The 25,120-nt window shown below is 69.4% G+C and carries 20 protein-coding genes and 2 tRNA genes; 14 read left to right on the forward strand and 8 right to left on the reverse strand.

Going from position 1 to position 25,120, the window contains the following annotated elements; all coding sequences use genetic code 11:
* Nucleotides 1-33: 33 nt before the first annotated feature.
* Nucleotides 34-2,733, reverse strand: coding sequence for a cation-translocating P-type ATPase (locus tag ACNI14_RS03900; protein ID WP_420518659.1), 2,700 nt, complete (start codon nt 2,731-2,733; stop codon nt 34-36).
* Between the two features lie 193 nt (nt 2,734-2,926).
* Entirely contained in the window at nt 2,927-3,340 is a 414-nt protein-coding gene (locus ACNI14_RS03905) for a hypothetical protein (RefSeq protein ID WP_420518660.1), read from the reverse strand.
* A 474-nt stretch (nt 3,341-3,814) separates the two neighbouring features.
* Between ACNI14_RS03905 and ACNI14_RS03910 the strand changes: the two genes are divergently transcribed.
* Nucleotides 3,815-4,552, forward strand: a complete 738-nt coding sequence (locus ACNI14_RS03910) for a ZIP family metal transporter (RefSeq protein ID WP_420518661.1) — start codon at nt 3,815-3,817, stop codon at nt 4,550-4,552.
* A gap of 508 nt (nt 4,553-5,060) precedes the next feature.
* Nucleotides 5,061-5,291 carry a hypothetical protein gene (locus ACNI14_RS03915; protein WP_420518662.1) on the forward strand — a complete coding sequence of 77 codons (231 nt, stop codon included), beginning with the start codon at nt 5,061-5,063 and terminating at the stop codon, nt 5,289-5,291.
* A 172-nt stretch (nt 5,292-5,463) separates the two neighbouring features.
* On the opposite strand, the gene ACNI14_RS03920 is transcribed toward ACNI14_RS03915, so the two are convergent.
* A tRNA-Pro gene (locus ACNI14_RS03920) sits at nt 5,464-5,537 on the reverse strand.
* 99 nt (nt 5,538-5,636) lie between these two features.
* Between ACNI14_RS03920 and ACNI14_RS03925 the strand changes: the two genes are divergently transcribed.
* Nucleotides 5,637-5,710 (forward strand) — tRNA-Gly (locus ACNI14_RS03925).
* Between the two features lie 200 nt (nt 5,711-5,910).
* Here ACNI14_RS03925 and ACNI14_RS03930 read toward each other — a convergent pair.
* Complete coding sequence (locus ACNI14_RS03930) at nt 5,911-6,372, reverse strand: SRPBCC family protein (RefSeq protein ID WP_420518663.1); 462 nt, start codon at nt 6,370-6,372, stop codon at nt 5,911-5,913.
* 374 nt (nt 6,373-6,746) lie between these two features.
* Between ACNI14_RS03930 and cysK the strand changes: the two genes are divergently transcribed.
* Nucleotides 6,747-7,682: a cysteine synthase A gene (gene cysK / locus ACNI14_RS03935; RefSeq protein ID WP_420518664.1), complete on the forward strand. Its 936-nt coding sequence runs from the start codon at nt 6,747-6,749 to the stop codon at nt 7,680-7,682.
* 25 nt (nt 7,683-7,707) lie between these two features.
* Entirely contained in the window at nt 7,708-8,370 is a 663-nt protein-coding gene (gene cysE / locus ACNI14_RS03940) for a serine O-acetyltransferase (protein WP_420518665.1), read from the forward strand.
* Nucleotides 8,371-8,836: 466 nt separating this feature from the next.
* Here cysE and ACNI14_RS03945 read toward each other — a convergent pair whose 3' ends face one another.
* Nucleotides 8,837-9,316 carry a Dps family protein gene (locus ACNI14_RS03945; RefSeq protein WP_420518666.1) on the reverse strand — a complete coding sequence of 160 codons (480 nt, stop codon included), beginning with the start codon at nt 9,314-9,316 and terminating at the stop codon, nt 8,837-8,839.
* A 117-nt stretch (nt 9,317-9,433) separates the two neighbouring features.
* Here ACNI14_RS03945 and ACNI14_RS03950 point away from each other — a divergent pair, with 117 nt between their 5' ends.
* The 3 genes from ACNI14_RS03950 (at nt 9,434) to ACNI14_RS03960 (ending at nt 12,646) form a co-directional block, all read left to right on the forward strand.
* Entirely contained in the window at nt 9,434-9,940 is a 507-nt protein-coding gene (locus tag ACNI14_RS03950) for a CoA-binding protein (RefSeq protein ID WP_420518667.1), read from the forward strand.
* Nucleotides 9,941-10,022: 82 nt separating this feature from the next.
* The gene (locus tag ACNI14_RS03955) at nt 10,023-11,294 is read left to right on the forward strand and encodes a GNAT family N-acetyltransferase (RefSeq protein ID WP_420518668.1); all 1,272 of its coding nucleotides are present in this window, start codon (nt 10,023-10,025) and stop codon (nt 11,292-11,294) included.
* Nucleotides 11,295-11,383: 89 nt separating this feature from the next.
* Nucleotides 11,384-12,646: a GNAT family N-acetyltransferase gene (locus ACNI14_RS03960; protein ID WP_420518669.1), complete on the forward strand. Its 1,263-nt coding sequence runs from the start codon at nt 11,384-11,386 to the stop codon at nt 12,644-12,646.
* 95 nt (nt 12,647-12,741) lie between these two features.
* Here ACNI14_RS03960 and ACNI14_RS03965 read toward each other — a convergent pair whose 3' ends face one another.
* The gene (locus ACNI14_RS03965; RefSeq protein ID WP_420518670.1) at nt 12,742-13,191 is read right to left on the reverse strand and encodes a ribose-5-phosphate isomerase; all 450 of its coding nucleotides are present in this window, start codon (nt 13,189-13,191) and stop codon (nt 12,742-12,744) included.
* 115 nt (nt 13,192-13,306) lie between these two features.
* On the opposite strand from ACNI14_RS03965, the gene ACNI14_RS03970 reads away from it, so the two are divergent.
* The gene (locus tag ACNI14_RS03970) at nt 13,307-15,244 is read left to right on the forward strand and encodes a M13 family metallopeptidase (RefSeq protein WP_420518671.1); all 1,938 of its coding nucleotides are present in this window, start codon (nt 13,307-13,309) and stop codon (nt 15,242-15,244) included.
* A 402-nt stretch (nt 15,245-15,646) separates the two neighbouring features.
* Here the strand turns inward: ACNI14_RS03970 and ACNI14_RS03975 are convergent, their stop codons facing one another.
* Nucleotides 15,647-17,551 (reverse strand): ABC transporter ATP-binding protein, encoded by a 1,905-nt coding sequence (locus tag ACNI14_RS03975; RefSeq protein WP_420518672.1) that lies wholly within the window; start codon nt 17,549-17,551, stop codon nt 15,647-15,649.
* 119 nt (nt 17,552-17,670) lie between these two features.
* Here ACNI14_RS03975 and ACNI14_RS03980 point away from each other — a divergent pair, with 119 nt between their 5' ends.
* The 4 genes from ACNI14_RS03980 to ACNI14_RS03995 are packed head-to-tail and all read left to right on the forward strand — an operon-like array spanning nt 17,671 to nt 20,474.
* Nucleotides 17,671-18,507 carry a CDP-alcohol phosphatidyltransferase family protein gene (locus ACNI14_RS03980; protein ID WP_420518673.1) on the forward strand — a complete coding sequence of 279 codons (837 nt, stop codon included), beginning with the start codon at nt 17,671-17,673 and terminating at the stop codon, nt 18,505-18,507.
* A 35-nt stretch (nt 18,508-18,542) separates the two neighbouring features.
* On the forward strand, nt 18,543-19,202 hold the full coding sequence (locus ACNI14_RS03985; RefSeq protein ID WP_420518674.1) for a pentapeptide repeat-containing protein: 660 nt from the start codon (nt 18,543-18,545) through the stop codon (nt 19,200-19,202).
* Between the two features lie 43 nt (nt 19,203-19,245).
* Nucleotides 19,246-19,743 carry a tRNA (cytidine(34)-2'-O)-methyltransferase gene (locus ACNI14_RS03990; RefSeq protein WP_420518675.1) on the forward strand — a complete coding sequence of 166 codons (498 nt, stop codon included), beginning with the start codon at nt 19,246-19,248 and terminating at the stop codon, nt 19,741-19,743.
* Entirely contained in the window at nt 19,740-20,474 is a 735-nt protein-coding gene (locus tag ACNI14_RS03995; RefSeq protein WP_420518676.1) for a polyamine aminopropyltransferase, read from the forward strand. The genes ACNI14_RS03990 and ACNI14_RS03995 overlap by 4 nt, the downstream gene beginning before the upstream one ends.
* A 55-nt stretch (nt 20,475-20,529) precedes the next feature.
* Here the strand turns inward: ACNI14_RS03995 and ACNI14_RS04000 are convergent, their stop codons facing one another.
* A complete protein-coding gene (locus ACNI14_RS04000) occupies nt 20,530-21,894 on the reverse strand; it encodes an MFS transporter (RefSeq protein WP_420518677.1) in 1,365 nt (454 codons plus the stop codon).
* 191 nt (nt 21,895-22,085) lie between these two features.
* Between ACNI14_RS04000 and ACNI14_RS04005 the strand changes: the two genes are divergently transcribed.
* Nucleotides 22,086-25,079 (forward strand): EAL domain-containing protein, encoded by a 2,994-nt coding sequence (locus ACNI14_RS04005; RefSeq protein ID WP_420518678.1) that lies wholly within the window; start codon nt 22,086-22,088, stop codon nt 25,077-25,079.
* Nucleotides 25,080-25,120: the final 41 nt, after the last annotated feature.

Consider the following 25,120-nt stretch of genomic DNA (forward strand, 5'->3'; position numbering starts at 1 on the left):
CACTCGCGGCAGGCGCGCTACATGTGCCCCGCGCTACATGCGCCGCACGCCGCGGTGTCTCCAGAACGCCTTCTCCGCCTCGACCGCGAGGAACTTGGCGACGCTCAGACCGAGGATCACCGCCCAGGACGCCCACCCGAGCCCCTCGCTGGCGAACACCTGCTGCAAGGGCGGCGCGTAGGTGAAGGCCATCTGCAGCGCGATCAGCACCCCGATCACGATCACTGCGACCCTGTTGCCGGTGAAGGCGTCCACGTTGAGGGCGGACTTGGTGAAGTGCCGGACGTTGATCAGGTAGAGGATCTCGGCGAAGACGAGCACGTTGACCGCCGTGGTCCGCGCCACCTCGATGGAGGCGCCTCGCGAGAGCTCCCACTCGAAGGCGACCAGAGTGATGAGCGCCATCAGGAAGCTCACATAGGCGATCCGCACGCCGAGCGGCCGGGTGATCAGGGGCTCCTTGGGCGCCCGAGGCGGCTGGCGCATCACCCCGGGCTCGGCGGGCTCGAACGCCAGCGCCAGCGCCAAGGTGACGGCGGTGACCATGTTGACCCACAGAATCTGGCCGACGGTGACGGGCATGGTCTGCGCCAGCAGCAGCGCCACCAGGATCAGCCCCGCCTCGCCGCCGTTCGTGGGAAGGATGAACAGCAGGGCCTTCTTGATGTTGTCGAACACCACGCGGCCCTGCCTGACCGCACGTGCGATGGTCGCGAAGTTGTCGTCGGTCAGCACCAGGTCGGAGGCCTCGCGCGCGGCATCGGTGCCGCGGTCGCCCATCGCCACGCCGATGTCCGCGGACTTGAGCGCCGGGGCGTCGTTGACGCCGTCCCCGGTCATCGCGACGTAATCGCCGCCGGCCTGCAACGCGGCCATCAGGCGCATCTTGTGCTCCGGACTGGCCCGTGCGATCACGTCGTTCTGGGCGACCGCGGCCTGGAGCTCGTCGTCGCTCATCGCCTCGATGGCCTCGCCCGTGAGCACCTTCTCGGAGTGCAGTCCGAGGTCCCGGCCGATGGCGGCGGCGGTTGCGCCGTGGTCTCCGGTGATCATCTTGACGGTGATCCCGGCGCTCTGACACTCCGCGACCGCGGCGACGGCCTCCGGACGCGGCGGGTCGAGCAGCCCCACCATGCCGAGCAGGTCGAAACTCGGCAGGCGGTCAAGATCGAGGCTGTCGGAGTCGGAGTCGACGTCGGCCCTGGCCAGCGCGAGCACCCGCTCTCCCCCGTCCGCGGCCCGGAGCACGCGCTGGGGCCACTGCTCGTCCTCGGCCATCCCACACATGTCGAGAACGCGCTCGGGGGCGCCCTTGAGCAGCACGAAGGCATTCCCATGGTGGTCGTGATGCAGCGTGGCCATGAACCGGTTCTCGGACTCGAACGGCACCTCATCGACCCGCGGGAAGTCGGACTGCGACTCCCGCTGTTCGAGGCCGGCCTTGATCGCCAGCGTCACCAGCGCGCCCTCGGTGGGGTCTCCGGCCACGCTCCACGAGTCGTCGTCGTGGTGGTGCAGCACCGCGTCATTGCAGAGCAGACCTGCCATGGCCAGCCGCTGCAGCCCCGGGAAGTCCGACCGCTGGACACGGCCGTGCTCGTCGGAGAACCCTCCGTCGGGGGCGTAGCCGACCCCGCCGCAGGCGACGTCACCCTCGGGGAGCATCACCCGCACCGCGGTCATCTCGTTGCGAGTGAGCGTGCCGGTCTTGTCGGAGCAGATCACCGTGACCGAGCCCAAGGTCTCCACCGCCGGGAGCCGCCGCACGATGGCGCGCTGGCTCGCCATGGCGCGGGTGCCGATCGCGAGCACGATCGTGATGATCGCCGGCAATCCCTCGGGGATCGCCGCCACGGCGAGGCCCACCACCACCAGGAACGCATCGAGGTACCCGTACCCGCCGGCGAACCGCGCGTAGAGGAACGCGACGACGCCGACGAGGAGGATGAATGCCGTGATCTGGCGCGCGAACTGGTCGAGCCGCTTGGTCAGGGGCGTCGCCAACGACGCGGCCTCGCTGACCAGCGCCCCGATCTGTCCCATCTCGGTGCCGGCCCCCGTCGCGACCACCACGCCGCGCGCCTGGCCGTAGACGACGAGGGTCCCGGAGTACGCGATACAGGTGCGATCTCCGACGCTGGCCCCCTCGGTGGCGGCGTCGACGCTCTTCTCGACGGGGACGGACTCCCCCGTCAGAGCCGACTCCTCGATGCGCAGGTTGTGCACGCGCAGCAGGCGAAGGTCCGCCGGGACCCGATCCCCGGACTCCAGCAGCACCACGTCGCCGGGGACCACCTCGGCGGCCTCTATCTGCTGACGCCGGCCATCGCGCAGCACTGTCGCGTGACTGGCGAGCATGGCGCGCACCGCTTCGAGGGCGTTCTCGGCCTTGCCCTCCTGAATGAAGCCGATGATCGCGTTGATGACGACCACGCCGAAGATCACGGCCGAGTCGAGGTAGTGCTGCAACAGGAGCGTGACGACGCCCGCGACGATCAGCACCAGGATCAATGGATTGTTGAACTGTGCGATGGCCCGAGTCAGCGGACCGCGGCGGCTGGCCTCCGGAAGGCGGTTGGGTCCGTACTCCTCGAGCCGGCCGCGGGCCTCGTCGGCGTCGAGTCCTGCCGTGGCGTCGCTGTGCCACGACTCCAGGACGCTGTCCGCGTCACGCGCGTGCCACGCGACGCTGGTCGGTGCTCCCGGGGGCGGTGGAGAAGCGGTGGCCGCCATGGCGATGGTCCCTTCGATGCGCGCTCAGGCCGAGCCCGCCGGGACCAGAGCGGACGGGGCTCCTCACCCCATCGTATGGCCGCGGACGACGCGCTGACAAGGCTGGCGGACCCGTGCAGGACCGCCGCCCGCGCACTCACCGATCATGTCGCATCGGCTGCTCATCCGCGCGGCCGGGCCACGAGGGTCGGGGTCAATCCTGGTGCTGAGGACCGTCGCCCGGAGCGATTCTCGGCTTCTGCATCGAATTCAATTCCCACACTGCGCCGACCACCCAGGCCAGGCCACCGAACAGCGTCAGATACAGACCGACGGCTGCTGCGCCGTTCATGTCCACCACGCCAATCAGAGCGACGAGGATCGCTAGCACCAGAAGCACGATGCGCGACGCCCGGCCGGGCTTACGAGTACCACCGACGACGCCGGTCGTGACGGCCAGCACCACTGCGCCGGCCAACGCCAGCACCAGGGTCATGACGCCGTCGACCTCGAGGCCGATCACGCTCACTCCCAGGACCGAGACCCAGGGAAGAAAGGCCGCCAGGATCACCACCAGAATCGCAACTGCGGAGATCCGTTGCGGCATGGTGAGGCGCTCGATCTTCATTTGCAGAAGCTAGCCCTCGCCGATCGACGGTGTCAATCAACGTCACCTGTCGCTCGCCTGGCCCGGGAATCCGGCCGGCGGGCGCGGGGTGTAGGCCGGGGGCGCCGCTCAGACGCGGCGGCGCGCGGCCGCATCGGCTTGACCACCCTCCTCTCCATCCCCCTGACCACCGCAGCAATGGCCACGTATGCCGGCGCCGAAGGCTTCCGTGTATCGCCCGTACTCGCGGGAGTTAATGAGTGCCGAGGTGCTCACCGAGCACCTGGACCCCGTTCTTGCTCACGCGGTGGTGTTGTCCCGCGACGCGAGCGATGGCGTGACAAGGATGCCGCGAAGAATCGCTACGCATGACGAAGCACCCCCCACATGAGGGCGCCATGGCGTCGCGTCGGTGCCGATTGACCGGCGAATGCTGCGTCTCCTTCCTCGCAGCAGCCATCACTGAGATGATGGATTCGTTGAACGAGGTGGGGCATGCCTGTTCTGAGCTGGATCGTCCTGGCAGGGCTCGCGATGAGCGCGTTGGCTCTGGTGGGGAGCGTGACGCTCCTTCTCCCCGAGCGTGCCCTGAAGCGGGCAGTGCTGCCGTTGGTTGCGCTTGCGGCCGGGTCTCTCCTGGGGGGCGCCCTCTTCCATATGCTCCCCGAAGCGGTCGACACTCTGGGCAACGAACTGTCGGTCTACGGTGTCCTCGTCCTGGGATTCGTCGCTTTCCTTGTGCTGGAACAGTTCCTGCACTGGCACCACTGCCACCGCGGCCTAGGGCGGCACCGTCCTGTCGGCTACCTCGTTCTCGTCGCGGACGGGCTTCACAACTTCATCGGCGGCCTCGCCGTCGCCAGCGCCTTTCTCATCGACATCCGACTGGGTGTCGTCACCTGGCTCGTCGCGGCCGCGCATGAGATTCCGCAGGAGCTGGGTGACTTCGGCCTCCTAGTGCACAGCGGCTGGAGTCCCCGCCGCGCACTGCTGTACAACGTGGCCTCAGCGTTGACGTTCCTGCTCGGATGCCTGGTCGCTTATGGCGTTGCAGGCACGTTCGATGTCGCCATACTCATCCCGTTTGCGGCTGGCAACTTCCTCTACATCGCCGCCGCAGACCTGATCCCACAGTTCACCGCGCAAGAGAGTTGGAGCTCGAAGCTCATTCATACAAGCGCCTTCGTGATCGGCCTGGTCATCCTGCTCGCCGTCGCTCTGTCAACTGGCTAGTGGAGGGTCCGCCTCGCCACAGGCACTGGACGTCCGAATGACCCGGGTGTAGACAGGCAGTCAAGGGGGTAGTGACGATGACGTGGACCGCTCCCGCCGCCAGCGCGGTCGGCGAAGACGGCTCTGAGATGAGCATGGTCGCGCCGCGCAGGACCGTCGAGTTCCCCTGTGCCCGCGGGGCTGCTGTGACCGTGCTGACGACGTCCAAGCCACTATGCACCATCACGATCTCGCCCGCCACGACAGAGGTCGGACGCGGGCGGGCGCACAGCGAGGCGCTCGATCACGGCAGCGGACAGGTGAGCACCGACACCGAGCGGCTGCCCGTGACCGGGGGTCTCACGAAGGCGCGGCCGGGGGCAGCCTCGTCCCCGCGAGCACGACAGGCCGGACTGCTCATTGTTGGCGTCCGCGGGCGCAGACGCGGGGAACGTGTCCGTGTTCGCTCTGCCGCCCACCGCTGCGCCCCGTGCGCCGTGCTCGTCCACCGGCGACACGGGAGGTGAGCATGGCCGAACCCCACACTCGCGGCCGCGCGGTTCGGGCATGGGTCGGAACAGCGGTGGGAGCGTCGGCCGGCTTCCTCGTGGGCGCCGGCCTCTACGAGCTGATCGCTCCCGCATTGGAGGCGTCGCAGGGCTGGCTACGCGAGACGCAGGGATTGGTGTGGAACCTCGCGCCGCTCTTGGCCGTCGTCGGCGGCATTCTGGGATACCGGATCGCGCGACGCGCACGGTGAGGCACGCTGCGGCACCTATGCGCACGAGTCGCCGGACAACCTCAGCACCGCCGCCGTCACCGTCTACGTGGCGATGAGGGCCGCGCTCCGACGGGGGTCTCCTGCCGATGTCCAGGACATGTCCCCCACGGCTTCAAGGCCGAAAGCGACAGGAGAGGCCCCCTGCCAGAAGTCGGGGTGACAGGATTTGAACCTGCGACCCTCTGCTCCCAAAGCAGATGCGCTACCAAGCTGCGCTACACCCCGTCCGCGCGACGCTGTTGCGAAGGCGGTACCCGCATCGGCCGGGCTCGGCTACTCTAGTACGCGCCGGGAAGGCGTGAACACGCCCTTCAACCCGGCAACGCGGGTGTAGCTCAATGGTAGAGCCTCAGTCTTCCAAACTGATGGTGCGGGTTCGATTCCCGTCACCCGCTCCATTTGCCCAGGCAGGTGCTGCGCTAAGCGACAGCGAGTGCCGGACAGGCGGGCGCACATCAGCCGTAGAACTGCGGCCTCCGAAGGGCTTGGTGTCGCTGCGGTCCTCGACTCCGACGCTCACGGTCCTCCAGGAGACGACAACCCTCCAGCGCCGACACTGGCCGCCCACTAGGGCGCTAAGGCGGAGCGGAGATGGGGATCAGCGCGACTCGGCCGCCTTCGCGATGTCCTCGAGATCCTGGACCAGGGCCTTCCGGGACGCCTTGAGCCCCATCTTCCCGAACATCGCCCACGCGATCTTCTGGCCCAGGGTGGGGCTCACCGTCTCGCCGCCGAAGTCCACGCTCAGCCGCGTGCCGCCATCGATCGGCTCGCACACGAAGACCGTCGAGTAGCGGGTGCCGTTGGACTCGGCGCTCACGGTGGTGGTGTGCGGCTCGTCGGCCGCGACCACCCACATGTCCTCGGTTGCCTCCTTGCCGAGCATGCGCCGGGTCTCGCGCCACTTGACGCCCACCTCGTAGCCCTCGCCCTCGAGCCGCTCGACCTTGACGACGCCGGTCAGCACCTCGGGCGCGCGGTCCAGGTCCGTGATGATGCTCCATACGGCGCGCGGATCGGCCTCGACCTCTCGCTCCACGTGCACTGTCGCGACTGCCATCGCCGACCTCCTTCGTCGCAGGTACTGATTGAAGTCACAGTAGCGCCGCAGGTGCCCGCCCCGCCGCACGCGGCCGGACGGGCACGCCTTGCCTCAGCCCGCGCATCGGCGCTACGCTGGCGAAAGTCCGCACAGAAAGGTCAGCGAGATGAGCTTCGAGTACCGCGCCTCCGCGCCGTACTCGCACGCCCCGCTGATGTGCGCGACCCCCAGCGCCTGCATGTGCTGCTGCTGTCTCTAGAGCGCTGACGCGCGCCCGCGACGAGCGGGCTCGATACACGCCAGCGCTCGCCCCGGTATCGAATCCCGATGCACCTCTGTTGTTCCCACCAGACACGCCCTTTCCGGGCCCACCCATCAAAGGAAGAGTCTCCATGGCAAAGATCTACGAGGACGCTACGGCCCTCATCGGCAACACCCCGCTCGTCAAGATCAACGCTCTCGCCGAAGGCGCGGGAGCCACGGTGCTGGGCAAGCTCGAGTTCTACAACCCCGCCAACTCGGTCAAGGACCGCCTGGGCGTCGCGATCGTCGACGCCGCGGAGAAGGACGGCGCGCTGCAGCCCGGCGGCACCATCATCGAGGCCACGTCGGGGAACACCGGCATCGCGCTGGCCATGGTGGGCGCGGCCCGCGGCTACAACGTCGTGCTGACCATGCCCGAGACGATGTCGAAGGAGCGCCGCGCCCTGCTGCGCGCGTTCGGCGCCGAGCTCATCCTCACCCCCGGACCCGAGGGCATGAAGGGCGCCGTCGAGGCCGCGAACAAGATCGCCGAGGAGCGCCCCGGTTCGGTGCTCGCGCGCCAGTTCGCGAACGAGGCGAACCCGGAGATCCACCGCCGCACCACCGCCGAGGAGATCTGGAACGACACGGACGGCGAGGTCGACATCGTCGTCGCCGGAATCGGCACCGGCGGGACCATCACCGGTGTGGGCGAGGTGCTGAAGGAGCGCAAGCCCAGCATCCAGATCATCGCCGTCGAGCCCGCCGAGAGCCCCATCCTCAACGGTGGCGAGCCCGGCCCGCACAAGATCCAGGGAATCGGCGCCAACTTCGTGCCCGAGGTGCTCAACACGGAGATCTACGACGAGGTCATCGACGTCGACTCCGAGACCTCGGTCGCGACCGCCCGCGCCGCGGCCCGCAAGGACGGCCTGCTCGTGGGAATCTCGTCGGGCGCCGCTCTCCACGCGGCCATCGAGGTCGCCAAGCGCCCCGAGAATGCCGGCAAGACGATCGTCACCATCATCCCGTCCTTCGGCGAGCGCTACCTGTCCTCGGTGCTCTACGCCGATCTGATGGACTGAGAGAGCACGAGAGGCCCGTCCCCGCATGTCTGACCGCACTGGAATCCTGAGCCTCGCGCTCGAGGACATCCGCACCGCCATGAGACGCGACCCCGCCGCGCGGTCGTGGATCGTGATCGCGCTGTCCTACCAGGGAGTCCACGCCATCTGGCACCACCGTGCGGCCCATTGGCTGTGGAACCGCGGTCTGCTCACCTACGCGCGGCTGTGGTCGCAGCACGCCCGCCGTCGCACCGGGATTGAGATCCACCCCGGTGCGACGGTCGGACGGCGCGTGTTCATCGACCACGGCATGGGCGTGGTGATCGGCGAGACCGCCGTCATCGGCAACGACGTGCTGCTGTTCCACGGCGTGACGCTCGGGGGCACCACCATGAGCCCCGGCAAGCGCCACCCCACCGTGGGCGACCGCGTGGTGATCGGCGCCGGCGCCAAGGTGCTCGGCCCCGTGCACATCGGCTGCGACGCGCGCATCGGCGCGAACGCGGTGCTGGTGAAGGACGTGCCGGATGGGGCGACCGCCGTGGGGATTCCCGCGAAGATCCGGGAGCACCCGAACCCGCGCGAGGCGGGTACGGCGGCATCGTCGATCGACGCGGGCGACTCCTACCGGCACCCGGACCCGGACGCGGTGCCCGAGGAGGCTGCGGCTCACGAGCAGCGAGAGCCAGCGATGTACTACATCTGAAAATTCTCTGCGGTTTTCTTGACCCAGACGCTGTTGCTGGGCGCGCGAAGGCGCTAGCCTATCCTCAGAATCGGACAAAAGAGACCTGGCGTGCCCCTCAGCCGCGCCATGGACGGCAGGCCCCTCGCATATGGCGGGGGGCCTGTTGTCGTCTGTGGGGGCGGTCGACGTTCGCGGGAGCGACGGTCACCTGGGGGCGCGGCGATCGTTGGTGGACGCAGCTCGGCGAGCGGACCGCGCTGCGGGGCACGGCCTGGCTGCGGGGCACGGCCTGCGCCGGGAAACGAGAACGGGCCCCCGCCTTGCGGCGGGGGCCCGTCAGTCCCGAGGGGGGTCGGGACTCGTCCCGGGGGGGGACGGATCTAGTGTCTCAGGTCTACGAAGCGGTCAAGACAAGACACGGGCACTGTCGTCACGCTTCAATCGTTTCGAGTCTGCCTCTACGGGAAATCGGCCCGGCCGGTCGTCAGGAGGCGAACGAACGCAGCATCCAGGCGGTCTCCTCGTGGAAGTCGAGCCGGCCGTTGTACAGGTCCGCAGTCGCGCCGTCGCCCGCCTCGTCCGCGGCCACCGACAGGGGCCGGATCGCCGCCGCGATCGCCTCGTGGTCGCGCTGCAGGTTCTTGACCATGGTCATCGCGTCGTCCGTGGGCTCGTGGTCCTTGAGCGTCGACAGCTCGATCATCTCCGCCATCGACCCGGGGGCCTTGACGCCGAGGGCGCGCATGCGCTCCGCGAGGTCGTCCGCCGCCAGGAACAGCGCGTTGTACTGCTCCTCGAGCATGAGGTGCAACGAACGGAAGTGCGGGCCCGTGACGTTCCAGTGGTAGCCCTGAGTCTTCAGGTACAGCGTGAACGTGTCCGCCAGCGCCTGTCCGAGTCCTGCGTTGATGGACTTCAGGTCCGATTCCTTGATACCGATCTCGGGCGTGGGCTCAGTCGCCATGGCACTCTCCTTCACATCTGTTCCGCGTATGGGGACACCCAGGTAACGGGTGCCCCGTGCCGGCCATTCCCCCACCGATTTCGGGAATGCTGAGCCGAACGGTACGTTTCCGACACTATGAGCATCGAGCTGCCTGGAACGCCTGCGGGCGAAGCCTGCCCCACCCCGACCGCCGGTCGCGCGAGCGCGCCTGACGACGACGCATTGGTGGAGCTGCTGGCTCGCGCCCGCACCGTCGCCGTGGTCGGCGCGTCACCGAACGACCACCGCACCAGCTACTCGATCGCCGCGTGGCTGATGACGCGCACCCCGTACGAGATCTACCTCGTGAATCCGATGGCTGAGGGTCAGGAGATCCGCGGCCACGGCTTCTACGCCTCGCTCGCGGACCTGCCGGTGGTGCCCGACATCGTCGATGTGTTCCGTCGCTCCGAACATGTCCCGCCGGTCGCCGAGGATGCGATCGAGGTGGGGGCCGGGGCGCTGTGGATGCAGCTGGGCGTCTCGCACGAGGACGCCGCGTCGCAGGCCCTCGACGCCGGTCTCGACGTGGTGCAGAACCGCTGCATCAAGGTCGAGTACGAGCGCCTGCGCGACGCGGTGGAGCAGGCCGCCGCGCAGTAGCCGCGGCCGCGCCCCACTCTCAGGCGCCGATGCGCGGGTTTCCTCAGGCGCGAAGTCGCACCTCGGTGACAGAATCAGTCGGGTGAACACACCCCAGGGATACCGCCTCATCTCCGTCGACGAGTCGCGTGCGCGCGAGGTCCTCCACGTCGATGCCTTTGCCTTCGCCTTCACCGTCCCGGAGAAGGACGCGGGCTTCATCCACGAGATCCTCCCGTGGGATCGCACCCGCGCGATCGAGGTCGCCGACCCGATGCGCGGCACCGAGGGCACGCTCGCGGCCGTCCACGCCTCGTTCAAGTTCGGCACCCGAGTGCCCGGCGGGCGCGAGGTGCCGACCTCGGGACTGAGCTGGGTCGGCGTGCACCCGGGCCACCGCCGGCGCGGGCTGCTGCGGGCGATGATCGGCGACCACTTCGCCCGGTCGCTCGCGCGCGGGGAGGTGATCTCCACCCTCTTCGCCGCGGAGACGCAGATCTACCAGCGCTTCGGCTACGGGATGGCGGCCACGGAGGCACGCGTGCAGTTGGGCCGCGGCGCGGAGGTGCGCCCGCTGCCCGGCTCCGAGGACCTGATCGTGGAGGTGGACTCCGCGTCGCTCGAGCGTCACGGCGACGCGATCGCCTCCATTCAGTCCCGCATGTCCCGCCCGGGCACGGTCACCACGCTCGCCCCGCAGTCCCTCGCGGACATCCTCATGGACCTCGAGATCGATCGAGAGGGCAGCGAGGAGCTGCGCATCGCCTTGGTGCGCGACGGCGCCGACCCCGTGGCGTGGGCGCTGTTCCAACGCAAGCAGGACTGGGCAGACTCGGGACCGGATGGCAAGGTCAGGGTGCGTGCGTGGGGCGCTCTCGACGCCGCGGCGACCATGCGGCTGTGGGGCGTGCTCGCCGACTTCGACCTCATGTCGTCCACTCACGCCGGAAAGTTCGCCCTGGACGATCCCCTGCTGCTGAGGCTCAAGGACTTCCGTTCCGCGAAGGTCACCATCGCCGACAACCTCTGGGTGCGCATTCTCGACGTGTCCGAGGCGCTCGAGGCGCGCGGCTACGCCGCGGACTGCGACGTCACCGTGCAGATCGACGATGCCTTCCTCCCTCACAATGCGGGCGTGTGGAGGGTGCACGTCGCTGCGGGCGAGGCGAGCGTGACTCGAGACGACACCACGGACCCCGCATCGGCCGACCTGCGACTCGACATCCAGGAGCTCGGCGCCGTGTATCTGGGTGGCACCACTGTGATGGAGCTGGTCCGCGCACGGCTCGCCGACGAGCGGACGCCGGGAACCGCCGCGGAGCTGTCGAGCGCGATGGCATCCGACGTCAAACCCCTCGCCAACTTCGGCTTCTAGCGCCCTTTCGCACCCCGGCCGCGGGATTCCCCCGCCCCCCATCACCCCCACGGTTTGGGGACGGGGCAGAAACCTGGAAACCTAGGACCATGAAGAAGGCAGAGGGTTACCAGTCCATCACCGTCCCCGAGGCACGCCTCGACGAGTTCTTCCAGGTGGTGCAATGGGCCTTCGTCGGCGAGTGGCTCATCGATGACCGCCAGGACTACATCGATGCGCTTCCCGTCGAGCGGGCGCGAGGCCTCGAGGTCACCGACGAGCGCCGCGGCGACGTGGGCGAGATCGCCGCGGTCCACGCGAGCTTCGGCACCGACATGATCACGCCGGGGGGCCGGCGCGTGCCGACTGCCGGACTGTCGTGGCTCGGCGTCCATCCGTCGCACCGCCGCCGCGGCCTCATGACCGAGATGATGCACGACCACTTCCGCCGATGCCTCGAGCGCGGCGAGGCCGTGAGCTCGCTGTACGCGATGGAGGCCGAGATCTACGCGCGCTTCGGCTACGGCATGGGAGCCCAGACGGTCAAGGCGTCCATCCCGCGCGGCCCGCGCATGTGGAAGGTCGAGGGAGCCGACGAGCTGAACGTGCGCCTCGAGCGCGCCGACTTCGACAAGCACGACCAGCTGGTCGCCGACCTGCAGGCCAAGCTCACCCGCCCGGGCACGGTGCTGAACCCCGAGGGCTCGGGCCGGAACGCGCGCTTCACCGACCCGATCGGCAACCGCAAGGGCATGGAGAAGTGGCGCATCGCGATCGTCGAGGACCGCGGCGAGCCCGTCGGCTACGCGTTCTTCCGCCGCAAGGCCGATTCGGACATCGGCATCCACGACGGCATCTGCCAGGTGCGCGAGCACGGCGCGCTCACGCCCGCCGCGTCGCAGCGGCTGTGGGAGACGCTCACGGACTTCGACCTGGTCGAGACCACGTACACGGAGAACCTCGCGACCGACGACCCGCTGCTGCACCAGCTCAAGGACGCCCGCGGCGCACGCTCCAAGGTGATCGACAACCTGTGGGTGCGGCTGCTCGACGTCCCGACGGCTCTCCAGTCACGCGAGTACTACCACGACTGCGACGTGACGGTGGGGCTCACCGACAAGCACGTCCCGGACAACGCCGGCACCTGGCGGATCGTGGTGAGCGACGGGGAGGCCGAGGTGACCCGCGCCGAGGGCGCCGAGCCCGACCTCAGCATGGACGTGCGCCACCTGTCGACCGTCTACCTCGGGGGCACCAGCGTCGAGTCGCTCGCCGCCGCCGGCCAGGTCCTCGAGCACACGCCCGGTCAGGCCCGCGAGCTCGCGGTGGCGATGATGTCGCCCATCGCCCCTCTCGCCAACTGGGACTTCTAGCCGCCGTTGCGCCCTAGCAGGTGCTCAGTGCCCGAAATCGCCGATTCTGGGCACTGAGCGCCTCATGGGGCGCCCAGGCGTCAGTCGAGTGAGGCTCAGCGGCGCTTCTCGTATGTGGTCATCGCGTCGATGCGGCGCTGGTGGCGGGCGTCGCCGCTGAACGGCTCTGCCACGAACGCCTCCGCGATCGCGGTGGCCTCCTCGAGGGAGTGCATGCGCGCGCCGATCGACCCCACCTGGGCATCGTTGTGCTGGCGCGCGAGCCGTGCGGTCTCCTCGGACCAGATCAGCGCGGCGCGAATCCCCGTCACGCGGTTCGCGGCCAGCTGCTCGCCATTGCCCGAACCGCCGATGACGATGCCGAGCGACTCGGAGTCACCGCGCACCCCCTCGGCGGCGGAGATGCAGAACGCCGGGTAGTCGTCCTGAGCGTCGTACTCGTCGGCGCCGTGATCGACTACGGCGTGGCCCGCCTCCAGGAAGTGGGCCTTGAGGTGCTCCTTGAGCTCGAATCCGGCATGATCGGCAGCGATGTGAATGCGCATGGGTCCATCCTGCCAGGCGCCCGCCCGTCCTGCGGGCACCGGGGCGTGCGCCGGCCGCCCTCGCCGACAGCGAAACCGTCCCGGCCCGCGCATCGGCCGCACATAGGGTGGGGCCATGGCTCAACACTCCGGTATCGACCAGTCCGAATTCTCCCCGACCGTTCGTCCGCAGGACGACTTCTTCCGCTACGTGAACGGCCCGTGGGAGGCATCGAGGGTCATCCCGGATGACCGGGCGGCCGACGGCAGCTTCTACACGCTGCGGGACGAGGCCGAGAAGCACACCCGCGAGATCATCGAGGCCGCGGATCCCGCCTCGCAGATCGGCGGGCTGTACGCGAGCTTCATGGACGTCGAGCGTGTCAACGCGCTGGGCACGACGCCGCTCGAGGAGGACCTCGTGGCGATCGCCGATGCGCAGGACAGGACGGCGCTCGCCGTCACCATGGGTGCGCTGCAGCGCACGGGTGTGGTCGGCGCGGTCGGCTACTACGTGTTCGCGGACAAGAACAACCCGGACAAGAACGTGGTCTACCTGTCGCAGTTCGGACTCGGCCTCCCCGACGAGGCGTACTACCGCGAGGACTCTCACGCGGAGACTCGCAAGAGCTACGTGGCCCACATCGACCGCATGGCGGAGATGACCGGCGTCGACTTCAGCGGCGAGGGCATCATGGCGCTCGAGACCGCGCTGGCGGCCCACCACTGGGACGTCGTCAAGACCCGCGAGGCCGAGCTCACGCACAACCCGACCACCCTCGACCGGCTCGTCACCGAGGCGCCCGGCTTCGACTGGCGGGCGTGGGCGGAGGCGATCCACCTGCCCGAGGCCGCGCACGACCTGCTCATCGCGGGCGAGCCGAGCTACTTCGAGGCCTTCGCACGGCTGTGGGAGGAGACCGACGTCGCCTCGTGGCAGTCGTACCTGCGCTGGCGCGTGGTGAACTCGCGCGCCCCCTACCTGACGGAGGACCTCTCCAAGGCCAACTTCGAGTTCTACGGCACCGTGCTGTCCGGCGCGACGCAGCAGCGCGAGCGCTGGAAGCGCGGCGTGGGGTTCGTCGAGGCCGTCGCCGGCGAGCTGGTGGGCAAGGAGTACGTGAAGGTCCACTTCCCGCCCACGCACAAGCAGCACATGGACCGCCTGGTCGCGAACCTCATCGAGGCGTACCGGGTCTCCATCACCGAGCTCGACTGGATGACGCCCGCGACCAAGCAGCGCGCCCTCGACAAGCTCGCGCAGTTCACGCCCAAGATCGGCTACCCCGAGAAGTGGCGCGACTTCACCGGCCTCGAGGTGTCCCCTCACGACCTGGTGGGCAACATGCGCTCCTCGTCCACGTTCGACGAGGACTGGGAATGGTCCAAGATCGGCAAGCCCGTGGACCGCTCGGAGTGGCTGATGACGCCGCAGACCGTCAACGCCTACTACCTGCCGCTCGCGAACGAGATCGCCTTCCCCGCGGCCATCCTGCAGCCGCCGTTCTTCCACCCCGACGCGGACGATGCGGTGAACTACGGCGGCATCGGCTCCGTGATCGGCCACGAAATCGGTCACGGCTTCGACGACCAGGGATCCAAGTACGACGGCCGCGGCAAGCTCGACGACTGGTGGACCGAGGAGGACCGCGCGGCGTTCATGGAGCGCGCGCACCTGCTCATCGAGCAGTACGACGGCTACTCCCCCGCGCAGCTGAGCGACGAGCACGTGGTCAACGGCGCGTTGACGGTCGGCGAGAACATCGGCGACCTGGCGGGCGTCGAGATCGCGCTGAAGGCGTACGAGATCGCACTGGGCGGCCCCATCGCGGACGCCCCCGAGGTCGACGGCCTCACGGCCACGCAGCGGTTCTTCATCGGCTATGCGCTCACCGAGCGCATGGTCACCCGCGACGAGGCGCTCGTCACGCGCCTGGCCATGGACCCGCACTCGCCGAGCGAGTTCCGCGTCAACGGCATCGTGCGCAATGTCGCCGCCTGGTACGACGCGTTCGGCGTCACGGAAGACGACGAGCTGTGGCTCGCCACCGACAAGCGCGTGAGCATCTGGTAGTCCAGCCCGGGGTTACCCTGGAACCAGGCCCCGTGGTGGGGCTGTCGCCGAGCAAGAGGAGTCACGCATGGCTGAGAAGCAGAGCATCGACCTGATCGACAAGGGTGCAGAGACGCCCGCCGCCGAGAACACCGGCGGATGCTGTGGCGGCAGCTGCGGCTGCGGCCACTAGTCGACCCATAAGTTCTCGACAACTGGCGGGATCGGGCCTACGGGCCCGGTCCCGCCTTTTGCTTGGCACAGGCCCGCCTCTTGCTTGGCCCAGTCCTGCAGCGTGCGCACTGGCCGATTGCCTGAGCGCCCGTGCGGAACCTACGGCTGAAGCTTCCGCACGGGCCCTGCGGCGCCCCGTCAGTGGGCAAGCCGCGCTGCCCGGCCGATGCGGGGGCTGGGGAGCGCTCGTCAGTCCCGCTGCTCGGCCTTGAGCCGGGCAAACAGCCCGCCCGCCGCGCCGAGCTCCGCGGCCGTGCCTGACTCGACGATGCGGCCGCCCTCGACCACGTGGATCACGTCGGCATCGACGATCGTGGACAGCCGGTGCGCGACCACGAGCGTGGTGCGCCCCTTCGACGCACGGTCCAGCGCCACCTGCACGATCCGCTCGCTCACCGTGTCGAGCGCGCTGGTGGCCTCGTCGAGCAGCAGCACCGGCGGGTCCTTGAGCAGCACGCGCGCGATCGCGATGCGCTGCTTCTCTCCCCCGGACAGCCGGTAGCCGCGCTCCCCCACGACCGTGTCGTACCCGTGCTCGAAGCGCTGGATCTGGTCGTGGATGTTCGCGTCGCGGCAGGCCTCGACGAGCTCCTCGTCCGTGGCGCCGGGCTTCGCGTAGCGCAGGTTCTCCGCGATCGACGCGTGGAACAGGTAGGTCTCCTGGCTCACCACGCCCACCTTCTCGACGATGGACTCGTGGGTGAGCTCCCGGACGTCGGAGCCCGCGAACAGCACCGCGCCGGAGCTCGCCTCGTGCAGCCGAGCCGCGAGGTACACCACGGTGGTCTTGCCCGCACCCGAGGGCCCCACGAAGGCCACCGTCTTGCCGGGCTCCGCGACGAAGGACACGCCGTCCAAGGTGGGGACCGCATCGGCCGCCGCGTCCGGGTAGCGGAAGGTGACGTCGCGGAACTCCACCCGGCCCAAGGGGCCGGGCCCGTCCGCGGCGTCCCGCGCATCGGCCGCATCCACGATCGCGGGCTGCAGGTCCAGGTACTCGAAGATGCGCGCGAACAGCGCGCGCGAGGTCTGCACCTCGAGAGCGACGCGCATGAGCGCCATGAGCGGGAACAGCAGCCGCGCCTGGATCGCGGTGAACGCGACCACGGTGCCGGCGGTGATGGCGGGCTCGGCGCCCTGATCGGCGGCGCGCGCGATCAGCACGCCGGCCGCGAGGTAGATCACGGCGGGGACCGAGCTCATGATCACCGTGACGAGGCCGAAGAACCACTGCCCCGACATCGACAGCCGCACCTGCAGATCGATCTGGTTGTCGTTCTCGGCGCCGTAGCGCTGCGACTCGAGCCGCTGCCGGTTGTAGACCTTGGACAGCAGGATCCCGCTCACCGACAGCGTCTCCTGGGTGATCGCGGTCATCTCGGACAGCGACTCCTGCGTGCGCGCGGCCAGTCGCGCCCGGATCTGGCCCACGCGCCGCTGCACCATCACGAGCGCGGGCATCAGCACCACGGCGATGAGCGTGAGCCGCCAGTCGAGCAGGATCATCGCCACGAGCGACGCGAGCACCGTCACCGAGTTGCCGACGATGCTCGACACGAAGGTGGTGAGCACCCCGGACACGCCGCCCACGTCGTTCTGCAGGCGGGACTGGATCACACCCGTCTTGGTGCGCGTGAAGAACGCGAGGTCCATGGACTGGAGCTTGTCGAACAGCCGCGTGCGCAGGTCGCCGGTGACCCTGTTGCCCACCGACGCCGTGACGTAGGTCTGCCACACGCCGAGGGCCGCCACCGCGAGAAAGATCGCGATGATGATCCCGACGAGCTCGACCAGCAGCGAAAGGTTGGGGGCGGCAGCGCCCTCCGGGAACAGGGCATCGTCGAAGATCCGCTCGATGATCAGCGGCGGGATCACTCCGGCCGATGCGGTCACGACTACGAGCACGGCCGTCAGCCCCAGCTGGGTCCGGTACGGCGAGAACAGCGCGGCGACGCGGTGCCACAGGTCGGGGATGTCGGGGGCCTGGGCGTTCGCCGCCTTGAGCGCGGACTCGTCCCGGCCCGCCGTTCCACGACCGTGGCCGACCCCGCCGAGCGCGGCGCGGCGCGATCCGGGCGGCGGGGAGATGCTCATGCTCGTCAGCGTAATGCGCGTCGCGGGGCCGACTTTGCGTCGAGAGTGCGCGTGGGCCCTGGCAAACAGCCGGTGACGCGGGGCTTAACAGAAGGTGAACGCGCTGATAAAATGGGCAAATGGGGATTGACATACCGGTGCACGAGAACGGGCGCGTCATGCGCGACGCTTCGCCGCGCCTGGATGTCCCCGTGGACGTGATTCGCTCCGTCGGTCAGCCTCCCGCGATCCGGGGCCGCGCGATGGCCGAGCACTGGAGCGCCTCGCTGTACTGGCGCAAGGTGTCCCCGCGCCTGACCCAGCGATTCCTGGCCGCCGGCCTGAGCGCCGATGCCGTCACAGTGGGCGTCATCGTCACCGGGTGGATGGCCGCGCTGTCGCTGCTCATCCCCTCGATCGCGGGACCCCTGCTGGCCGCGGTCTTCGCTCAGCTGCAGATGCTCGTCGACGCCTCCGACGGCGAGGTCGCGCGGGTGCGCGGCACCTCTGGTCCTCGCGGAGTGTTCCTCGACAAGATCGCGCACTACACGACCGAGGGAGGCATCCCCATCGCCTTGGGCGCCTCGCTCGCCATCTCGATGGGCGACGCCATGCCGCTCGCCCTCGGCGCCCTGCTGGGTGCCATGGTGCTGATGAACAAGGTCCTCAACGACGCGGTGCACGTGGCCCGTGGGGCGGTCGGCATGCCGAACGTGCCCGATTCTCACGAGGCCCGCGAGATCGGCCGTCCGCTGCTGCGGCTCGCCCGCAAGGCGTTCAACCTGGTGCCGCTCCACCGTGTGTACCACTCGGTCGAGATGACGCACGTCATCCTGGTGGCGGCGCTCGTGCAGACGCTGGTGGGCGCCCCCGTGCTGTGGTGGACCCTGATCGCGCTGGTCGTGCTGACGCCGTTCGTGCTCGCCGGACACTTCGTGGCGATCGTGAACTCGCCCAAGCTGCGCCCCATTCGCTAGCACCAGCTCGACCCGCCGCAACCTACAGTGGCGCCATGTCCCTCCCGATCGCCGCTCCGCGCCCGGAGGCGGTGTCCCTGGCGCACGTGATGCGCGCCGATGCCTACGACCTCGACGAGGGACCGCGATACGACGATCTCGACCTCTCCGGGCTCGACTTCGGCGATCGCGACCTCACCGACGCCGCATTCACGGACTGCGATCTGAGCCGCGCCGGGCTCGGCGAGGCGACGCTGCACGGCGTGGAGTTCACGGGCTGTCGCGCCGAGTCCCTCGCCGCCGCGTCGCTGAACGCGCCCGCAAGCAGATGGCGACGCTGCGAGATCAGCCGCTCGCGCATCGGCGCTGCAGAAGTGCACAGCGGCGAGTGGACGGAGTCCGTCGTCACGGGATGCAAGTTCGGCTACCTGAATCTCCGGGGGACGCAGCTCACGGACGTCGCCTTCGAGGATTGCGTGTTCGACGACCTGGACCTCATGGACGCCGCGCTCACGCGCGTCGCGTTCGTGGGCTGCCGCGTGCGCACGCTGACCGTCCGCCGCGCGACCATGACCGACGTCGATATGCGCGGTCTCGACTTCGCCGGCCTGGACGACCCGCAGGCGCTGCGGGGAGCCGCGGTGTCCCAGCAGCAGCTGCTCGATCTCGCACCGATGCTGGCCTCCCATCTGGGGATCGTCGTCGACGACGCGTGAAGGGCGCGCGTGCGCCCCTCGGCGGCCTGGGATGATGGACGGCATGTCCGCCGCGCCCCACGTCGCCTTCTACGAGCCGCGCATCCCGGAGAACACCGGCGCCGCGATCCGACTCTCGGCGGTGACGGGCTCTCACCTGCACCTGATCGAGCCGCTGGGCTTCGACCTGTCCGAGCCCAAGCTCAAGCGCGCAGGACTCGACTATCACGACCTCGCGACAGTCACCGTGCACCCGTCCTTCGACGATCTTCTCGTGGCGATGCCGGGCGCGCGGGTGTTCGCCTTCACCGCGCACGCCACGACGGTCTACTCGGACATCGCCTACCGACCGGACGACGTGCTGCTGTTCGGCCCCGAGCCCACCGGCCTGCCGGAGGAGGCCATGGCGCACCCGCGAGTCACCGACCGCGTGCGCATCCCCATGCTGCCCGGCCGGCGCTCGCTCAACCTGTCGAATTCGGCGGCGCTGGTGACCTACGAGGCGTGGCGACAGGCGGGATTCGCCCACGACACCGACCCACCGCAAGGAGACCGCCGATGAGCGCACGATTCGAGGAGCTCGGCTGGGGCCCCACGCCCATCGGCGAGGTGAGCCTGCGCCGGCGCCTGGACCCGGTGACGCGCGTGGACGTGTTCGAGGTCAAGCTGAACGACGAGTGGTTGATGTCGAGCCAGTTCACGGTCGCCGAAGAGGCGCTCGCGCACCGCGGTCTCGCGCGGCTGAGTGACCACGAGCGGGGCGACCGCCCGGTGGACGTCGTGGTGGGCGGCCTGGGGCTCGGCTACACCGCCGCGAGCGCCCTCGAGCACTCTGCCGTGCGGGACATGGCAGTCGTGGAGCTCTTGGAGCCGGTGATCGAGTGGCACGAGCAGGGGCTGGTGCCCCTGGGACCGGTGCTGACGGCCGATGCGCGGTGCCGGTTCGTGCAGGGCGACTTCTTCGCGATGAGTCACGAGGGCGGATACGACCCGGCTGACGCCGCGCGCACCTTCGACGCGGTGCTGCTGGACATCGACCACTCCCCGCAGCACGTGCTGGACGACGGCAGCGCCGGCTTCTACGGCGTCGAGGGCATGCGCGCCGTCGCCTCCCGCATCTCGCCCGGCGGCGTCTACGCGATGTGGTCCAACGACCCGCCGGACGCCGAGTACGTCGCGATCCTCGAGCAGGTGTTCGTGGACGTCGAGGCCGAGGTCATCACGTTCCACAACCCGCTGCAGGGCCGCGACGCCACGGCGACCATCTACCTGGCGACCAAGCCGAGCGAGTAGCCCACTCACCGCGCGAGGTCAGCCCGCTGGCGCATCGGCCGCATTGCCGGAGCGGCTACGCGACCGGGTGACGGTCGTCGTAGTCGCGGAAGGACTGCCCGTCTCGCGAGCGCCGCAGGCGCGTCAGCACCGCGATGAGACCGATGATCGCGAGGCCGCCGACGAGCGGCGGGCACCACAGCGCGACGGCGGTCGCGAGGATTCCGGCGTACATGTCGCCGATCCGCGGGCCACCCGTGACGACCACGACGAAGATGCCCTGGAGCCGGCCGCGCATCTCGTCCGGGGCGGCCTTGATGATCATGGTCTGACGGAAGATCGCGCTGACCTCGTCCGACGCCCCCATGCCGGCCATCGCGACGCCGAGGAGGATCAGTGCGGGCCAATAGATGCCGGACCATCCCGGCTCAGCATCGTGATCGATGACGGTCATCGCGAGAGTGCCGGCTCCGAACAGCAGCGCGAACGCCCCGAACACCGTGATCGCGCGCGCGATCGCCACGCCGTGGCGGTGGATGTGCGCAACGGGCCCCGAGAACAGGCTCACGAGGATCGTGCCGACCGCGCCCGCAGCAGTCAGTGCGCCGACGGTGAGGGCGCCGCCGCCCACCACCGTCGCTCCGAGTGCCGGGAACAGCACGTAGGGGCGGGCGAAGGTCATCGCGACGATGTCGACGATGAAGCTCATGCGGATGTTGGGGCTGCGCTTCAGGAACCCCAGCCCCGCACGCACCTGACCCCAGCCCGCCTCGACTCGCTCTCCCAGTCGCGGCAGCGACGGCAGCATCCACACGCCCAGGAAGCCCACCGTGAACAGCGCCGCGTCCACGACGAAGGTCCACGGCAGGCCGACGCTGGCCGCGAGCACGCCGGCGAGCGCGGGCCCGACCGTCAGCTGGGTGCCGAAGCCGATGCCGTTCAACGCCGTGGCACGGGAGATCAGCTCGGGCGGGAGGATGCGCCCCACGACGGATCCGCGGGTGGCGCCCGAGATGGTCGCGGCGACCGCATTGATGGTGGTGACCAGGTAGAACGGCCACACGGGCGCGTGGGCGGCGCCCGGACCGGAGCTCAGGATCGCGTCCCACGTCGACAGCGCCACCAGGCCAAGGACGGACAACCACGCGATCAGGGACGAGGCGATGAGCAGCCGGCGGCGGTCGAACACGTCCGCGAGCATGCCGCCCCACAGGCCGGCCACGATCATCGGCAGCAGGGCGATGCCGCCCACGAGGCCCACGGCGAATGTCGACTCGGTGATCTCGTAGATCTGCAGACCGACCGCGACGATCGACATCTGCGAGCCGATGCCCGCGACGACGCCGCCGATCCACAGGCGCGCGAATGCGGGGCTGGCTCTCAGGGGGGCGAGGTCCACCATCCGACGGCGGCGCTGCCCCGCAGCGTCGGATCGGGTCATCGGAGTATTCTACGGACCGATGCACGAGGCGATGTGCGGACTCAGGCGGTGCGCGTGGACTAGTCTGGGCGTTTCACTAAATCGTTATCCACGCCTCGCGAGAGGTGCCGCGGATAGCATGCACGATGCGTCACCACGCCACAATGAAGGGGCGACATGCTGAGACTGTCACGCGCCAAGGGCGGGGGAGCATGACGCGCCCGCTCACGGCTCTGGTCCTCACCCCCAGCCTCGGCGGGGACTTCTTCGGCAGCGTGCTCCCGGGCCTGGCCAGGGAGATCGTCGGCGCCGACGGACGGCTCATCGTGGTGGAGACCAGGCAGAAGCACTCTCCTCGCGACGAGGCCGGCGAGGCGGGCGAGTTCTCCACTCCCGTCGCGTGGTCGGACATCGACGGGATCGTCTCGGTCACGACCGCCGCCGGCGAGGACTACCTCACGCGCGCTCGCGAGGCCGGCAAGTCGGTCGTGCTGCTGTCGAGCACCCAGATGGGCGGCTTCGAGGCACCGGTGGCGCGGCCGGACAACCGGCAGGGCATCGTCACCGCGGTCGATCATCTGGTCGCGCACGGGCACACCCGGATCGGCTTCGCGGGCAACCTCGCGCAGCGGGACATCCGCGACCGGTTCGACGCATATCGCGACGCGATGTCGGCGCACGGCCTCCCGGCCGACCCGGACCTGACGTTCGTGACTCCAGAGAACGGCGAGGCAGGCGGCGCCGTCGCCGCCGACGCCGTGCTCGCATCCCCGGTCCGGCCCACGGCCCTCGTGGTCGGGACTGATCGCAACGCGATCGGTCTCATGGGCGCGCTGACCGACGCGGGGCTGACCCTCCCGCGCGACCTCGCGTTCGTGGCCTTCGACAACACTGCGGCCGGCACGTTCTCCACTCCCTCGCTGACGAGCATCGACCCGCGGTTCGATCGCGTGGGCGCCCTCGCGGGCCGCCTGCTCCTCACGCACGTGAGCGGCGACAGCGGGCCGAACGAGACCGTCACGCCGGGCTCGGCGGTGCTCATGGTGCGCGAGTCGTGCGGCTGCGAAGCGGACGTCCACTCTCACGATGGTGGTGCGGGCCAGTCTCCCGCGGCACTCACCGCGACCCTGGACGCCGGCGTCCGTGCTGCGCTCGAACACGAGCTGCTGACCGGCGTCGAGCGGGCCGATGCGCCCGCTCGGGAGGCGATCGACGCGTGCGTGCGCGACACGGCTCGACTGCTGGAGCTCGGCGACGACGTGACGGCCGCGCAGATCACCGAGTTCACCGCGTCGCTGCGCCAGGTCGTGTCCCGTCCTGACACGTTGCGGCGGTTCATGGACGCCATGACGACAGCGGCCCGGCGCGCGGGGCTGTGGTCCACCGCGCCAGGCGACGTGGCGTCTCCGGCCTCGGTCAGAATCGCGTCCGCGCTGTGGAAGGCGCATGCACGGGCCTCTCAGCTCCAGGCGGAGCGGACCGATGCCGCGATCACCGAGCAGTACGTCGTCGACGCCGGCCTGCTCGAGACGGAAGTGTCGGACCCACGCGACCTCGGCTGGCTCCGGGGCACCCACGTCAAGGCCGGGCTGCTGGGCCTGTGGGCGGACGCCCCCACCCCTGGCGAGCTGATGATCGTCGGCGAATACGACCGATCCGGCGCGCCCCTGGACCTGGTCGGCACCGAGCTGGCGGCCCAGAGCTTCCCCCCGGAGGCGCTGGTGTCCCGCGCCTCGGCCGCGGACCGCGAGGTGTGCCTCGTGGTGCCGGTGTGCACCGAGGAGCAGGACTGGGGACTGCTCGCCGTCGTGGTCGAGGTCGACCCGACCGCCGTGCGCGACACCTTCCAGCACTGGGCGGCGCTGCTGTGCGCGGCCCTCGAGTCTCAGCGACGGCAGGAGGAGGTCCGCAGGAGCGCGCTGTTCGACTCGCTCACGGGCCTGCCGAACCGCCAGCTGCTCATCGAGCAGCTCAATCAGGCCATCGCTCTGCACCGGCGTTCCGCAACCCCGTTCGCCGTGCTCTTCCTGGATCTGGACGGCTTCAAGCTCATCAACGACTCGCTGGGGCACCAGATGGGCGACCGCGTGCTGACCCAGGTCGCGTCCGAGATCTCAGCCACGTGCCGGGACGTCGACACTGCGGCCCGATTCGGCGGGGACGAGTTCGTCGTGCTGCTCGCGGACACGAGTACCGGCGGGGCCATCGACGCAGCGCGCCGGCTGCAGTCCGCGCTGGACAAGGTGCGCCTCGTCGGCGGACACGAGATCGTCACGCGGGCGAGCATCGGGATCGCGTCGAGCGAGGTCGAGTACGACTCGGCGGACGAGGTGCTGCGCGATGCCGACGCCGCGATGTACAACGCGAAGTCGGCGGAGCCGGGGTCGGTGGCCTATTTCGACTCTCTGATGCATGCGAGCGCGGTGCGCCGGGCGCGCCTCGCCGAGGAGGTGCTGCTGGGGCTGCGTGAGGGCCAGTTCGAGGTGCACTATCAGCCGATCGTCAACCTGGACACCGGCCGGACGGATCGCTTCGAGGCGCTGGTGCGCTGGAATCACCCCACCCGCGGACTGATCGAACCCTCCGAGTTCCTTGCCGACATCGAGGAGACGTCGCTCATCATCGAGCTCGGTCACTGGGTGCTTGACGAGGTCTGCCGTCAGCTCGCCGAATGGGCGCCGCGAGCCGCGAACGTGAGCGTGAATATCTCCGACAAGGAGTTCTGGAGTCAGAATCTCCTCAGCCGAGTGCTCTCGACCCTCGAGCGCTACGGCCTCTCGCCGAGCCTCCTCACTCTCGACATCACCGAAAGCGTGCTGATGCGCCGTCCCGAGATCGCGCTGCGCATCATGCACAAGCTTCACGACGCCGGGCTCGCGCTCCACATCGATGACTTCGGCACGGGATACTCCTCGCTCGAGACGCTCCACCGGTTTCCGGTCGAGGCCTTCAAGATCGACCAGACATTCATCCAGTCTCTGTCGAGCGCGGACAACAGCTCCGAGCTGATCTCCTCGCTCGTCAAGATGGGCGGGGCGCTCGGGCTCGCGGTGGTCGCGGAAGGCGTCGAGACCGAGGCGCAGCTCGCTCTGCTCCGCGAGCTCGGCTGCGCCACGGGCCAGGGATACCTCTTCATGCCCGCGGTCACGGGAGAGCGTGCCGGCAACCTGTTGGGGCGCTCCTTGCACGAGGCCGGTCCCGACTGACCCGACGGCGCCCGTCAGCGGCGCTCCGTGTGGGCCGTCGC

The organism is Demequina pilifera (genome assembly GCF_048814985.1).
In the GTDB taxonomy this organism is placed as follows: Bacteria; Actinomycetota; Actinomycetes; order Actinomycetales; family Demequinaceae; genus Demequina.

Bases quoted from the DNA above. Each gene is read 5' to 3' on its own strand.
- ACNI14_RS04005 (WP_420518678.1), top strand. From the start codon at position 22,086: ATGACGCGCCCGCTCACGGCTCTGGTCCTCACCCCCAGCCTCGGCGGG.
- ACNI14_RS03960 (WP_420518669.1), top strand. From the start codon at position 11,384: ATGAAGAAGGCAGAGGGTTACCAGTCCATCACCGTCCCCGAGGCACGC.
- ACNI14_RS03905 (WP_420518660.1), bottom strand. From the start codon at position 3,340: ATGAAGATCGAGCGCCTCACCATGCCGCAACGGATCTCCGCAGTTGCG.
- ACNI14_RS03900 (WP_420518659.1), bottom strand. From the start codon at position 2,733: ATGGCGGCCACCGCTTCTCCACCGCCCCCGGGAGCACCGACCAGCGTC.
- ACNI14_RS03945 (WP_420518666.1), bottom strand. From the start codon at position 9,316: ATGGCGACTGAGCCCACGCCCGAGATCGGTATCAAGGAATCGGACCTG.
- ACNI14_RS03975 (WP_420518672.1), bottom strand. From the start codon at position 17,551: ATGAGCATCTCCCCGCCGCCCGGATCGCGCCGCGCCGCGCTCGGCGGG.
- ACNI14_RS03950 (WP_420518667.1), top strand. From the start codon at position 9,434: ATGAGCATCGAGCTGCCTGGAACGCCTGCGGGCGAAGCCTGCCCCACC.
- cysE (WP_420518665.1), top strand. From the start codon at position 7,708: ATGTCTGACCGCACTGGAATCCTGAGCCTCGCGCTCGAGGACATCCGC.
- ACNI14_RS03980 (WP_420518673.1), top strand. From the start codon at position 17,671: ATGGGGATTGACATACCGGTGCACGAGAACGGGCGCGTCATGCGCGAC.
- ACNI14_RS03970 (WP_420518671.1), top strand. From the start codon at position 13,307: ATGGCTCAACACTCCGGTATCGACCAGTCCGAATTCTCCCCGACCGTT.
- ACNI14_RS03995 (WP_420518676.1), top strand. From the start codon at position 19,740: ATGAGCGCACGATTCGAGGAGCTCGGCTGGGGCCCCACGCCCATCGGC.
- ACNI14_RS03985 (WP_420518674.1), top strand. From the start codon at position 18,543: ATGTCCCTCCCGATCGCCGCTCCGCGCCCGGAGGCGGTGTCCCTGGCG.
- ACNI14_RS03910 (WP_420518661.1), top strand. From the start codon at position 3,815: ATGCCTGTTCTGAGCTGGATCGTCCTGGCAGGGCTCGCGATGAGCGCG.
- ACNI14_RS03965 (WP_420518670.1), bottom strand. From the start codon at position 13,191: ATGCGCATTCACATCGCTGCCGATCATGCCGGATTCGAGCTCAAGGAG.
- cysK (WP_420518664.1), top strand. From the start codon at position 6,747: ATGGCAAAGATCTACGAGGACGCTACGGCCCTCATCGGCAACACCCCG.
- ACNI14_RS04000 (WP_420518677.1), bottom strand. From the start codon at position 21,894: ATGACCCGATCCGACGCTGCGGGGCAGCGCCGCCGTCGGATGGTGGAC.
- ACNI14_RS03930 (WP_420518663.1), bottom strand. From the start codon at position 6,372: ATGGCAGTCGCGACAGTGCACGTGGAGCGAGAGGTCGAGGCCGATCCG.
- ACNI14_RS03990 (WP_420518675.1), top strand. From the start codon at position 19,246: ATGTCCGCCGCGCCCCACGTCGCCTTCTACGAGCCGCGCATCCCGGAG.
- ACNI14_RS03915 (WP_420518662.1), top strand. From the start codon at position 5,061: ATGGCCGAACCCCACACTCGCGGCCGCGCGGTTCGGGCATGGGTCGGA.